Here is a 12,586-nt window from a genome sequence, read left to right on the forward strand (position 1 = left end):
CTCAACATACGGGAAGCATGAAGAGGCAGCGTCTCGTTTCCATCCTCAAAGTGACGATCACCTTTCTGATCGTCGCGTTCTCGATTTATTTCTCCATCTGGAAAGTGGATTTCGGGGAGCTGGCCCGCAGTTTTCGCACCGCGAATTACTGGTACGCCCTGCTCATCGTCATTCCCATTGTCCTGTCGCACCTGACCAGAGCCTGGCGCTGGAAAGTGATTCTGGAGTACATTCACCCGAAGGTGCGCATGGGGAATCTTTTCGGTGGCGTGATGATCGGGTACTTCATGAACAACCTCATCCCGCGCAGCGGCGAGTTCATGCGTCCCTGGTTCACGGATCAGGAAGAGGAAAGCACGACGTACAGTTCGCTGCTGGGCAGCATCATTGTCGAACGTTTCATTGATACTGTCGCGCTGCTGCTGCTGATCGCAAGCATCATGTTCTTTGACGACCACATGTTCGACGGCTTCGAGGAGATCGGCGTGCGCGCCGACGTCATTCGCCCCATCCTCTATATGGCCATCATGCTCGGTATCGTCTTCATTGTGATCGCACCGAGCCAGGCGGGACTCTGGATGGCTGAAACGTTCACATCGCCCCTGCGCTGGGCGGCCGATCGATTCGGGATTGCGAAACTGGGTTCACTGCGGGACGGCATTCTCGACCTGTTCCGCAAACTGCAGCTCGGTTTCGGCGCGATCAAATCGATACGCCAACTGCTTATCGTCATCGTTCAGACCGCGGTCATGTATTTCCTCTACATGATCCCGCTGTACATGATGTTTTTTGCATTCGACAGCGGGTCCAACCCGGAAGTCAGTCTCTTCGCCGCCCTCGAAATCTGGGCCATCACCGCACTCGGGTATGCCGTTGCTCCCACACCGGGCGCCTTCGGCGTCTTCCACGTCACCGCACGCATCGCACTGATGAAATTCGTGAATTTCACCGAGGCCGATGCCGTGGCCTACGCCACGCTCACACATTTTGTCAACTACCTCGTGCCGATTATCCTGGGCATTTATTATCTCACCACGCGGGGACTCTCCTTCTCCACGCTGGTACGCGCACGAAGCGAAAGTTAGTTCTGTCACAATCTCCAGCGAACTCCATGCAGTATCCCACACTGTTCGACCGGCTCAGTTTCCGGTCCGGTCTTGAAATCCGCAATCGTCTCATCATGGCGCCGATGACAACCTGGTCGTCGCATGACGATGGCATGATTCATGACGATGAGCTTGCGTACCTGCGTCTGCGTTCGGCGGGACCCGGCATGGTCATGACTGCCGCCTGCTATGTGCAGCGCATGGGCAAGGCGTTTGAAGGACAGTGGGGCTGCGATGACGACGACAAGCTGCCGTCGCTGCGTGCCGCCGCAGATACCATCCGCGAAGCGGGGGCGAGCCCCGTACTGCAGATTCATCACGGGGGACGCATGTGTCCCGCGTCGCTGCTTCCCGGACAGCCTGTCTCCGCTTCCGCCGAACCGGCGGAGCGTCCGGGCGCCGACCGCCCGCGTCCCATGACCGAGGAGGAAATCCTCGCGACCATCGCAGCCTTCGCCGATGCCACCCGCCGCGCGATCGCCGCCGGGTATGACGGCGTGGAAATCCACGGCGCCAATACTTACCTGCTGCAGCAGTTTTTCTCCCCGCATTCCAACAGACGCCATGACGGTTGGGGCGGTACGCTGGAAAAGCGCATGCGCTTTCCGCTCGCCGTCGCCGAGGCCGTGCTCATGGCAGCAGGTGAGGCGCAGCGTCCCTTCGCCGTAGGATATCGCATCTCGCCTGAGGAGATAGAGGAACCGGGCATCCGCCTTGAAGACACTCTCGAACTCGTCGACCGGCTGGCGGACCTGCCGATGGACTGGTTGCACGTTTCGGTGCGCAGCTATGTCGCGGGCTCGCTCTGTTCGAACGACACCCAACGTCCCACCCGCTGTATCATTGATCGCGTCAATGGTCGCATGCCGGTGATCGGCGTGGGACTCGTCTACCACCCGGACGACGCCGTATTTATGCTGAAGGACGGTTGCGCCGCTGTTGCGCTCGGACGCATTCTGCTCATGGATCCGCAGTGGGTTGAGAAAGTGGAGACCGGGCGGAGCGAGGAAATCCGCATGACACTGCCGCGCACGGGAGGTGCGGAGGCGCTCACACTCCCTGTACCGCTTTACCACAAGCTTCTCGCCCGCCAGGGCTGGCTGCCCGTCGAGGAAGAACAGGAGCAGCGGTCATGAAAAACGTCCTGGTGGTGACGTACTATTTCCCGCCTTCGGGGGGACCCGGTGTGCAGCGTGTTCTCAAGTTCTGCACCTACCTCCTGCAATACGGGTGGCGCCCGATCATCCTCACGGTGAAGGATGCCGATTACCCCGCACGCGACGAATCGCTGCTCAATGAAATTCCCGCAGAAGCGGTTGTATACCGCACGCCCATTTTCGAGCCGTATACATTCTACCGTGCATTCACGGGCAAAAAGAGCGGGACGCCGGTGGATGTCAACACCATCCCCAAACCGGGAGAGAAACGTTCACTCAAGGAGGGACTCGCGGAATTCGTCCGTGCCACCTTTTTCATCCCGGACGCCCGCATGGGATGGATTCGTCCCGGCGTGAAGCAGGGATTGGAAATCATCGAGAAGCACAATATCCAGGCCATCTACTCATCCTCTCCCCCGTACAGCTGTTCGATGATCGCTCGCAATCTGAAGCGAAAAACCGGATTGCCCTGGATCGCGGGCTTCCGTGATCCCTGGCGCGGCTTCCTTTCCGCCCCGAATCGCTGGTGGCTGCCCGACATGATTGACCGCGCCTACGAGCGATCCGTTTTCTCGGAATGTGATCGCATGGAAGTCGCCTGGGAAGGCATCGCGAAAGACTTTGCCGGGAAATACCCGGACATCAGCCTGGACAAAGTGTATCATCTGCCGAATGGTTTCGACAGTGCGGATTTCCCTTCGGTCGAGGTAGTGGAGAAAGATCGATTTGTCGTCACTTACACCGGGTCGATGTATGGCAAGCGTAATCCGGAAACGTTTTTCGCCGCGGTGGCGCGTCTGGTTGAAAGCGGAAAAGTGAAAACCGGGGACATTCGACTGCAGTTTATCGGGCGCTTCGGTGCCGAAGTACGCGCGATGTTCGAGCACCCGCAACTCGGCGACAGCATCCTTGTACATGACTACATGCCGCATGCCGACAGTGTGCGCCATCTCTTCCAGAGCGACGCCCTGCTCATGGTGGTTGACGATTTCAAGGGAAATGAGGAAATCGTCCCGGGCAAAGTCTACGAGTATATGGGATCAGGCAAGCCCATCATCACCCTCGCCCCGGTAGGCGCCGTCACGCGCGTCATCGAAGAGACGCGCTCGGGCCGCAGTGCGCGCTCGAATGACATCGATGCGATCGCCGCGATTTTCCTCGACTACTACACGCAGTGGAAAGAAGACCGGCTCGGTACGGAACAGGACCACGCCCGTATCAAAACCTTCGAACGCCGAGCGGTAACGCAGCGCCTCGCGGCGCTTCTCGATGAAGTCAGCACGCAGCCGGACACACGCGGCTGACCACCCTCCCCCGCCGACAATTACAGCAGCAGTCCAACACCGAACATCAACGCAATCGTATTGATGTTGTGGTCTACCGTCGTCAGGAAATAATCCAGCTCATACTGCTGATGCCTGTACAGCAGCTCGACACGGATGATGCCGGTGCGTCCGGTACGAATCTTGATCCCGGCTCCTGCCTGCAGTACGCTCACATCGAAGCCCTCGGTGTAGCGGATGTGGTCCACAAACGTCGGCAACGATATGCCGTTGGACAAACCGCCACCTGCCCGCGCGAACAGTGCGACGGGCGATGTCCTGAATGCATGCGTGTAGGAAAGGTTGCCAAGTACGCTCTGCGCAGGGGGACCGCCCTCGATGGCACGCAGACCGAGTTCGAGTTCCACCGAGACACCGCGAAACAGGTAGTACCCCGGGGTCAGTGCGATGTAGGCATAGCTATGGGAGTCGTCGGCATTGACCTCCGCCCCGCTCGGCGATGGATAGCTCGTTGACTCCGATACCGAACCCACGGTACCGTTGAGCATTATTTCAAACTGTCCGGGCAGAAACTGCGCCTGCGCGGTCGTGGCAAATGCCAAGAGAAAACAGACAAGTACTGTTCGCATGAATATCCTCCTTCTTGTGTTCCGCGACCCGGGGGCCGCCCCATGTGAATACTACTCAGACAAAAATTACGACGCGACATCCGGAAAGAGCTTGGCCAGCACCGAAGGATCGGGCTTCGGCGTAAGCAGGCTCACGATGATCAGCATGCCGATGGAGGCCAGCAATGCGGGATAGATGCTCGGGATACCCCAGGCATCTTCGCCGACCATGACCTGCGGTGCCACGTACGGAATGATGAAATCGAACAGGATGGCGACGAATGCGCCGGAGACAATGCTTGTGATACCGCCCTGCTTAGTCGCACGCTTCCATGAGAGCGCGGCGAACAGTGCCGGTGTGATGGCGACGCCGTACATCGTGTAGGCGAAATACGCATACTTGAGCACCGAGATTTCCCATTCCAACACTGTGGGAATGAAAATCATCATGAAGGCCACGACGCCGAGAATGACGATGAACACTTTCTGCAGCGCCACCATGTTCGATTCGGGCGCGTCGGGACGAATGAAGCGGCTGTAGATGTCGCGGATAATGTTGGTCGAAGGACTGAGCAGATAGTTCATTCCTGTGGAAATCACAACGACGACAGCGGCTGCCAGGAGAAGCACACCAACCGGTTCGGGCACCATCTCGCGGGCCGCATACAAGACGACGGCCGCCGGATCGATCGTGGTATTATCCCAGAAGTAACTCGCGGCATAGATGGCAATCACGATAACGACGGTCTCGACGACCATGGTACCGATGATCCACAGGATCACCGCTTTTTTCGCATCGGCCGGAGTCTTAGCACTGTAGAATTTCTGATACATGCTCTGAATACCGAGCAGCAGGAACATCGTCGCGAGGAAATAGCTGAAGGCTTTCAGGAAGGGGAATTCGCCGAACTCAGGCGAAATCAGCTGCATGTGTGCTGCGGGGAGTATCTGCGCCGGGGCGTCCCAGCCACCTGCAGTGGCAACCACGAAGGGTACCGAGACCAGACAGGCCAGCACGATGATGATGCCGTTGGGCAAATCCGTATGTGCCACAGCGACCATGCCGCCGATAGCGGTAAAGAGGATGACAAATCCTGCGGCGAGTGCCTGTCCCAGTTCTACGCTGACAGCGCCGTCGGTGATGACGTTGAGGATATATCCCCCGGCACGGAACTGGTAGGAAACGATGGTGGTGAATGCGATGATGAGAACAATGGCACCAAAGAGGCGTGCAAACTTGCCGTACCGTTCCTCGAGAATATCGCCGATGGTGTACTGTCCGAACGTGCGGATCTTTGCCGCGAGAAAATAAATAATCGCGATACCCACCCAGGCGCCTGCGGACATCCAGATGGCACTCCAGCCTGCGCGATAGGCGTACTCCGCTCCTGCGATAAAGGTCCCGGAGCCGATCCAGGTACAGACGAGCGTAAAGACCATTTTCGTGACACCGAGGCTGCGCCCGGCGACCATCATGTCGTCATGTGTCTTGACCTTGCGGGACTGGATAAAATTGTAAACGGTGAGCGCTATCAGGTAGGCGAGGATGACAATAATATACGTGTACATGAACTTCCTGCTCTGTGGTGGTGGGGAGGAAGAAAGGAACGGGGACCGCGTGCACGGTCCCCGCAAACGAACTTATACGAGCGTCATAATGGGAATGACCTTGTCCTGCATGGCGCCGGTGACTTCGACGGCCCCCTCGTCTGTCACGAACACATCGATCTCCGTGCGGAAACCGATCTTTTCATGTTCCATGTAGATTCCGGGTTCGATGCTGAAACAGGTCCCGCGGAGAATGAGGCGTTCGTCTTTCGTCTCCAGGTTGTCGATATGTCCCCCATTCCCATGCACCTCGAGGCCGATGTTGTGGCCCGTACGATGGACGAAATACTCGCCGTACCCTGCATCGACGATCACCTTGCGCACGGCATCATCCACTTCCCAGCCTGCGACCTGCTCGCCGGCGGCGTAACGGTCCTGTACCATTTTCAGTCCGGTGTTCCGTGCATCACGCGCAACGGCGAAGATGTTCTCAATGCGCTCGGGCACTTCCGTCCCGATAAAGCCCATCCATGTGATGTCATAGTAGATACCGCCCGGTTCGTCCTTCTTCGCCCAGAGGTCGAGCAGGAGCAGATCGCCTTCCTTCATACCGAAACTGTTTTCTTCGGTCGGTTCGAAATGCGGATCCGCGGCATGTTCGTTGATGGCGACGATGGGACCATCCTCCCAGGTCATGCCGTTTTCGCGCATGAGATTGTGCATGAAGTTCTGGATTTCCACTTCGCGCGGACTTTCCCCGGCCTTGATGCGGCGTGCGACTTCCTTGAAGGTCTCGTCCTTGACCATCTGCATGATTTCGCCGGCAATTTTGTGGCTTTCCCAGTCCTGCATCGACAGGTGCGCCTCGAACATCCCGACCAGGTCGCCGCTGGAGACAACCTCCACGCCGAAGCTGCGGATAAGTTCGATCGTGCCCGCGTCGACAATGGAGACGTAGGGAATATTGTTATTCGGGGAATACTGCATCGCGATGGTTTTCGCATCACCGAGCATCGTGCGAAGCATCTCCTGCAGCTGCGTCCACGGCAGGTACACGTTTTTCTCGCCCGGCAGATGGTCACAGCGCCAGGGCTCGATGCGATGCACGAGTTTCTGCGGTTCGCCGTTTGCCGGGATGAAATAGAACCAGCGGCGCGAGGCGAAGCGGCTGGTGTCCATGTTCAAAATGCGCGCGGCGATGGCGTCGCGGTTGTGAAAATCGTAAAACAGCCAGCCATCCACGCCGGCTTCTCGGAGTGCGGATTGAATCGCGTGCAGGTCCATAAGCCTTCTTTTCCTTGATACAACAATGTCTGATCGGCAAAAGATAGTGAATTAATCACCACCGCAACAGGGAAGCGTCTTTAGCCGCCGATGAAGAAGCGATGTGACGAAGGCTGACAGGACACGACGATACGGCGCGCCTGGGTGCTGATGACCTCGCCGTCCACATGCACCGGCAGCGGGTAGTCCAGAGAGATATCGGCATGCGTCATCTGCTCGTAGCTGATCTCAGGAGCCGATAGGTGTGTGCCGTTGAGGGCGCGCGGCAGCACCTGCAGTACACGCCTGGTACTCACAGCGCGCACATGACAGAGATCCAGCATCCCGTCATCGATGCGCGCTGACGGTGTCAGCCTGAATCCTCCACCAGAACTCCGTCCGTTCCCGATACAGGCCAGGAAAAGCGACGATGTCAGTTCGCGGTTCTGCAGCACCGTAACGGAAGGCACCGCCTGATAATGACGCAGCACGCGAAAAACGGAGAAGAGATAGGGCAGAATCCCCCTGCCGCCGCGGCCATTGGAGACATCCAGTGCGACTGCAGCATCAAACCCGATTCCCACGGCATTGATCATTTTCCGCGTCACCACCCCGCCATCTTCCTCCACCACATGAACTTCCGCAATGTCGACCGGCCCCTGGCGGTCCTCACGCAAAGCATGGAGCGTATCGCTCATAGTGCGAATACCCAGCATATGCGCGAAATCATTGCCCGTTCCGAAGGGCAGGACGCCTACGGGATGTGATCCCGGGTGCAACCCGTTCATGACTTCATTGAGCGTCCCATCACCTCCGGCGACACAGAGCGGCGCGCCGTCATCGGGCAGTGCCTTCGCCAGTTCAGCGGCATGCATCGGCCGTGCGGTCACGTGCTCGTGGACCTCGGCACCGTCATTATGCAGATTCTGCATAATTTTCCTGAGCTGCCTTCCCGCACGCCGCTGTCCCGCGGCGGGATTGAGAATCAGGTGAACGGTGCGATCATGAGTGAACATGCGCCGAAAATATGGTTATGGGACAGCAATTAAAAGCGCCGTCTCTCCCGCACCTCAACGAGGTGACGCTCTCCTGTCACAGACGGAAGAGCAGGTTCACGCCAAATATCGCATCCACACCCTTGCCCAGGTAATTATCGAGCGGGAAACGCAGCAGCAGTCCCGGCCAGAAATGGGCACCTACATCGGCGTTCACCGTGATACCGATCTGCGACGCGGCCTCGCCTTCGACGTCTTCCAGCTCATGCCGCATTGCGTACACACCGGAATAGCCAAGCTGTGCGAATACGCCTTCTTCATCATAGGTGAGGATGAGCCCGTACTTGAGAAAAACGTCCATGACCTCATCCCCGCGATCATTCATGAATACGAGAATGGAGGGTCCGGCATGCGCGCGTACGCCGAGGTCGGTACCGGGAATTCCGGTCTGCATGCGCAGCAGACCCATGGCCGGCACGGCTTCTGTGGCAAAAGCCTCGAGACGGTCAATATCCGTCGCCGCGCCAAAACTGGCCGCGACCCACTTGTCCTTGTCCGCAATCGGCAGACGGACACCGACGTCACCGGAGATGAGCGCATCTTCCTCACCGAACGCCAGTCCGACATACGGATTGCCGAGCAGATATTCATCCACCGCGTCCGTGGAGTAATTTGAGAAGGGAAGGTCAACAATAAGCGACAGCGCTTCCGATGTATGTGTACGATATCCGAGAAAGAAGATGGAGTTCAGGAATTTTACGCCATCGGAGTTCGATAGAAACGGCTTTTCCCATTCAAAGCTCAGGGCGCTCTCTTCATGCGCGGCCACCCAGACGGGCTGAGCATGCAGGGAAAGACCGGTACTTGAAAGAATAAGCAACAGGATAAATGCGGCTGATCTCATGATTTCCTCCGTAGTTCTGTGTCCCCCTGCAACGGCGGGACTCAGGATATGGATTACCTTGATGGATAGCGTTGTACGAACACAATACACATTTCCCGCTGTTTTCGCAATGCGCATGGGATGGGGCCATTTCACCTTTGTGCTTTTTCTTTCTATCTTTTTGGTCCGTTTCACCATGGAAAGTCGCATGAGCATCCCCACAGAGAAACTTCGTACCTGGGCCGATTATCTCCTCAATTATTCACTCGGCGGCGTGCAGGAAGATGACGTCATCATGATCAAGGGTGAGCACATCACCTGGCCGCTGATGTCGGTGCTGCAGGACATGATATTCGCAGCCGGCGGCATCGCGGATGTCAACATCGTGGCACCCGACAATGACCGCGGGAAGGTCTGGGGCGCATCCATCGCCCGGCATGGCAACGTCGCACAGATCGAACGGGTGCCAGCCTGGCATCGCACGCGTTACGAAGCCATGACGAAATACATCGAAATTCTCGGCGCGGAAAATCCCGCGCTCTCCGCCGGTCAGCCGGAGGAAACCGCGATGGCCGTCATGCGCGCAGACGAAGAATTCAAGGGCATCCGTCTGGCCAAACCCTGGGTACTGACCCTGTTCCCGACGCAGGGCTTCGCCGATCTGGAAGGAATGACGCTCGAGCAGTATACCGACGTCATTGTCTCCGCTTCGATGCAGGATCCGCGCGAACTCGACCGTGTGGAGCAGGATATTTACGAACTGATGGATTCCAGCAGCCGTATTCGCATTCAGACGCGGCATCCGGAAGATGGCCGCACGTTGGAACTGGGCATGAGTATCGCAGAACGAAATGTGATCAAATGCACAGGCAAAAGAAATTTCCCTGACGGAGAGGTATTCACGAGTCCCAACACCAGCACCGTGGAAGGCGAAATCTTCGTCGATCTCCCCGTCTATAACAGCGGTACAACAGTACAGGGGATTTATCTGAAGTTCGAAGGTGGACGCATCGTGCAGTACAGTGCAAAGCAGGGCCATGACACACTGGCGAAAATCATCGAAACCGATGAGGGATCGCATCGTCTCGGTGAGGTCGCGCTCGGCATGAACGCGGGCATCACCGAAGTGCTCAAGCACCCCCTGTTCGTTGAGAAAGTGGGCGGTACGCTGCATATCGCCATCGGCGCCAGCTATCCCGAATGCTATGTGCAGGATGAAAGTTCAGATGCGGGATCGGCAGCACTTGATCGTATGTTCGAGGAGGGGTTGCTGAACCGGTCGGCGCAGCACGTCGATATCGTAACGGATTTCCGTGAAGGCGGCTCCGGAATCGGTGTGTGGCTCGATGACACGGAAATCAAAGTACGGGACGGTATCTGGGTCCGACCCTGACGATATCACTGCATGCACGACAGCAGAGCACGGCGCCTTAACGAGAGTATCAGGAAACGTGGACGATGAAGAGGCAAAGACATGGAGTACAACGAATTAACTAATGAGGAGCTCATTCACGAGCTGGAAATCCTCCACAAGCGATTGCTTTCGACACGGGAAGCGAACAAGGAACTGTCTTCCCAGCTGCAGGCCAAGGATGCGGAAGTCATTCGGCTGCAGCGCACGCTGGAAGAACGCCTCGCGGAAGCAATCCACCGCGAAAGCGAATTCCGGAAATCCACCGAACAGTATCGTTCGCTGGTGGGGAATCTCCCCGGCGCGGTCTATCGCTGCGCCAATGATGCATACTGGACCATGGAGTTTATCAGCCACCAGGTAGAGGAACTCACCGGGTATCCCTGTACGGACTTCATCAATAACGAAGTACGGAGCTACAACAGCGTGATACTTCCGGAAGATGTCATCAAGGTGGTCGATGCGGTGAATGAAGGACTCAAACACCGCGAGCCCTATACTATCGAATATCGCCTCAGGCATAAAGATGGGAGCATCATCCCTGTCTACGAACGCGGGGCCGGCGCGTATGATGAAGACGGGGAGCTGCTCTGGCTCGATGGCGTCATTTTCAAGGTGGATCACAACCAGCGCGACACGGAATACGACGACTGAAATTCGGTGCAATCATGATATCGCTTCGGTCCTTCAGCAGATGTGAAGGACCATTTTTTATTCGTCAATGTCCGCTGGCTTCATGATATTCGCGCTGCAGCGCCGGGACATCCTCAAGCAGCACGGTTTTCCCCTTCAGCTTGATGCGCTGTTCCTCCTCCATTTTTCTCAGGGTTCGTGACAGTGTTTCCAGTGTCGTCCCGAGATGGGCAGCCAGCAGCGTTTTCGAGATCGGAAGCACAAGCAATGGCAGCACACGCTCCGCCTTATGCTGCCTCCCGTATTCCTCGAGCAGGTAGCGAATAAGGCGCGTGCGTACATCATGGGCGGTCAGATGCTCGAGCTGCGCTCCCAGCTCACGCAGACGTTTTGAGAGTCCCGCCAGCATGCGCAGCGCCAGATCGGGCGTTTCCCGCAGCAGCGCCAGAAATCCTTCCTTTTCCACAAACAGCAAACGGCTTGGCGCCAGACACTCGGCAAAGGCGGGGTAATCTTCTCCGGCGAACATGGGGATTTCCGCCAGCGTCTTCGGCGGGAACTGAATATGCAATACGGTTTCCTTCCCCTCCGGTGAAAGCTTGTATACCTTCACACCTCCTTCGAGCACGACGTAGAACCCGCGATACGCATCCCCTTCCCGGAAGAGGATTTCCCCCTTCTCACAACGCAGCACCGTGCACAGACGCGCAACATGAACGATATCCTCGTCCCGCAGCGCGGTAAACATTGGGAGCTCAGCCAGGGTATTGCGGATGTCTTTTTCTTCCATAGTGGAAAAATACGTCTTCCCATCAGTCCCGGCAACGCGAGATTCCCGATTTTCGCTGAAATCCGTACAAATCTGATCTGGATCAAGTTTTTTCCTCCGTCCGCGGTGTAGTTTGCCCGCAGTAGAGAACACGACTTCACATACAGGAGAAACATCATGCAGATAGATTGGAACACCCAGAGTGTCGGAGAAGTGGTCAGAAACAACATGCACGCCGCAGGCGTTTTCGAGCGCTATGGCATTGACTACTGCTGTGGGGGACGGCAGTCGCTTTCCGAGGCCTGCGAACGCAGCGATGCAGACAGCGAAGCGTTGCAGCATGAACTCGCGGATCTCCCGGAACACGGCGCCCCGAACGTGGCGCAGTGGGACACTTCTTTCCTGATCGATTACATCATCAACACACATCACAATTACGTGCGCAGCATGCTGCCGACGATACACGCACATGCGGCCAAAGTCGCGCAGGTACACGGCGACAACCATCCTGAGACCAGGGAAATCGCCTCGATTTTCATGGAAGTGAAGCAGGAGCTCGAGCAGCACCTGATGAAGGAAGAGCGCATTCTCTTTCCCTATATCAAGCAGATGCTGGCAGCCGCGCGCGGGGAGGCTCCGGTGCATGCCGGGGGCTTCGGCAGTGTGGCGCAGCCCATAGCGATGATGGAGCAGGAGCATGACAATGCGGGACTGGCGTTCGATCGCATGCGCTCACTCAGCGGAGATTTCACTCCTCCCGAGGATGCATGCACCACGTATCAGCTCCTGTACCGCGAACTCGACGAATTCGAACGGGATCTGCACATGCACATCCACCTCGAGAACAACGTCCTTCACCCCAGGGCAAAAGAGGTGGAACGTACTCTCGCCACGGCAGCCTGAAATCACAGGGAAACCTATAGCGTTCAC

The 12,586-nt window shown here is 57.1% G+C and carries 12 protein-coding genes; 6 read left to right on the forward strand and 6 right to left on the reverse strand.

From position 1 onward, the window contains the following. Positions 1 to 17 precede the first annotated feature (17 nt). The 3 genes from KQI65_10825 to KQI65_10835 are packed head-to-tail and all read left to right on the forward strand — an operon-like array spanning position 18 to position 3,567. Positions 18 to 1,085, forward strand: a complete 1,068-nt coding sequence (locus KQI65_10825; GenBank protein MCB2205232.1) for a flippase-like domain-containing protein — start codon at positions 18 to 20, stop codon at positions 1,083 to 1,085. 26 nt (positions 1,086 to 1,111) lie between these two features. Beyond that, positions 1,112 to 2,242 (forward strand): NADH-dependent flavin oxidoreductase, encoded by a 1,131-nt coding sequence (locus KQI65_10830; GenBank protein ID MCB2205233.1) that lies wholly within the window; start codon positions 1,112 to 1,114, stop codon positions 2,240 to 2,242. Next, the gene (locus KQI65_10835; protein ID MCB2205234.1) at positions 2,239 to 3,567 is read left to right on the forward strand and encodes a glycosyltransferase; all 1,329 of its coding nucleotides are present in this window, start codon (positions 2,239 to 2,241) and stop codon (positions 3,565 to 3,567) included. The genes KQI65_10830 and KQI65_10835 overlap by 4 nt, the downstream gene beginning before the upstream one ends. A gap of 20 nt (positions 3,568 to 3,587) precedes the next feature. Here the strand turns inward: KQI65_10835 and KQI65_10840 are convergent, their stop codons facing one another. From KQI65_10840 to KQI65_10860, 5 genes are all read right to left on the reverse strand, one after another. After that, entirely contained in the window at positions 3,588 to 4,175 is a 588-nt protein-coding gene (locus KQI65_10840; protein ID MCB2205235.1) for a hypothetical protein, read from the reverse strand. Positions 4,176 to 4,241: 66 nt separating this feature from the next. Continuing rightward, complete coding sequence (locus KQI65_10845) at positions 4,242 to 5,723, reverse strand: sodium:solute symporter family protein (protein MCB2205236.1); 1,482 nt, start codon at positions 5,721 to 5,723, stop codon at positions 4,242 to 4,244. Between the two features lie 72 nt (positions 5,724 to 5,795). Further along, on the reverse strand, positions 5,796 to 6,986 hold the full coding sequence (locus tag KQI65_10850) for a M24 family metallopeptidase (protein MCB2205237.1): 1,191 nt from the start codon (positions 6,984 to 6,986) through the stop codon (positions 5,796 to 5,798). An 80-nt stretch (positions 6,987 to 7,066) separates the two neighbouring features. Next, complete coding sequence (locus KQI65_10855; protein MCB2205238.1) at positions 7,067 to 7,981, reverse strand: diacylglycerol kinase family lipid kinase; 915 nt, start codon at positions 7,979 to 7,981, stop codon at positions 7,067 to 7,069. 76 nt (positions 7,982 to 8,057) lie between these two features. After that, positions 8,058 to 8,864, reverse strand: a complete 807-nt coding sequence (locus KQI65_10860; GenBank protein MCB2205239.1) for a hypothetical protein — start codon at positions 8,862 to 8,864, stop codon at positions 8,058 to 8,060. Between the two features lie 187 nt (positions 8,865 to 9,051). Between KQI65_10860 and KQI65_10865 the strand changes: the two genes are divergently transcribed. Together KQI65_10865 and KQI65_10870 are read left to right on the forward strand one after the other, a co-directional pair. After that, positions 9,052 to 10,236, forward strand: a complete 1,185-nt coding sequence (locus KQI65_10865) for an aminopeptidase (GenBank protein ID MCB2205240.1) — start codon at positions 9,052 to 9,054, stop codon at positions 10,234 to 10,236. Positions 10,237 to 10,317: 81 nt separating this feature from the next. Next, on the forward strand, positions 10,318 to 10,908 hold the full coding sequence (locus KQI65_10870) for a PAS domain-containing protein (protein ID MCB2205241.1): 591 nt from the start codon (positions 10,318 to 10,320) through the stop codon (positions 10,906 to 10,908). A 64-nt stretch (positions 10,909 to 10,972) separates the two neighbouring features. Here KQI65_10870 and KQI65_10875 read toward each other — a convergent pair whose 3' ends face one another. Continuing rightward, positions 10,973 to 11,677, reverse strand: a complete 705-nt coding sequence (locus KQI65_10875) for a Crp/Fnr family transcriptional regulator (protein ID MCB2205242.1) — start codon at positions 11,675 to 11,677, stop codon at positions 10,973 to 10,975. A 156-nt stretch (positions 11,678 to 11,833) separates the two neighbouring features. Between KQI65_10875 and ric the strand changes: the two genes are divergently transcribed. After that, positions 11,834 to 12,559: an iron-sulfur cluster repair di-iron protein gene (ric, locus tag KQI65_10880; protein MCB2205243.1), complete on the forward strand. Its 726-nt coding sequence runs from the start codon at positions 11,834 to 11,836 to the stop codon at positions 12,557 to 12,559. Positions 12,560 to 12,586 lie beyond the last annotated feature (27 nt).

It is taken from the genome of bacterium, from assembly GCA_020444325.1.
Classification (GTDB): Bacteria; Bacteroidota; Ignavibacteria; order SZUA-365; family SZUA-365; genus BM516.

Bases quoted from the DNA above. Each gene is read 5' to 3' on its own strand.
- KQI65_10830 (MCB2205233.1), top strand. From the start codon at position 1,112: ATGCAGTATCCCACACTGTTCGACCGGCTCAGTTTCCGGTCCGGTCTT.
- KQI65_10850 (MCB2205237.1), bottom strand. From the start codon at position 6,986: ATGGACCTGCACGCGATTCAATCCGCACTCCGAGAAGCCGGCGTGGAT.
- KQI65_10860 (MCB2205239.1), bottom strand. From the start codon at position 8,864: ATGAGATCAGCCGCATTTATCCTGTTGCTTATTCTTTCAAGTACCGGT.
- KQI65_10875 (MCB2205242.1), bottom strand. From the start codon at position 11,677: ATGGAAGAAAAAGACATCCGCAATACCCTGGCTGAGCTCCCAATGTTT.
- KQI65_10855 (MCB2205238.1), bottom strand. From the start codon at position 7,981: ATGTTCACTCATGATCGCACCGTTCACCTGATTCTCAATCCCGCCGCG.
- KQI65_10825 (MCB2205232.1), top strand. From the start codon at position 18: ATGAAGAGGCAGCGTCTCGTTTCCATCCTCAAAGTGACGATCACCTTT.
- KQI65_10845 (MCB2205236.1), bottom strand. From the start codon at position 5,723: ATGTACACGTATATTATTGTCATCCTCGCCTACCTGATAGCGCTCACC.
- KQI65_10870 (MCB2205241.1), top strand. From the start codon at position 10,318: ATGGAGTACAACGAATTAACTAATGAGGAGCTCATTCACGAGCTGGAA.
- ric (MCB2205243.1), top strand. From the start codon at position 11,834: ATGCAGATAGATTGGAACACCCAGAGTGTCGGAGAAGTGGTCAGAAAC.
- KQI65_10835 (MCB2205234.1), top strand. From the start codon at position 2,239: ATGAAAAACGTCCTGGTGGTGACGTACTATTTCCCGCCTTCGGGGGGA.
- KQI65_10840 (MCB2205235.1), bottom strand. From the start codon at position 4,175: ATGCGAACAGTACTTGTCTGTTTTCTCTTGGCATTTGCCACGACCGCG.
- KQI65_10865 (MCB2205240.1), top strand. From the start codon at position 9,052: ATGAGCATCCCCACAGAGAAACTTCGTACCTGGGCCGATTATCTCCTC.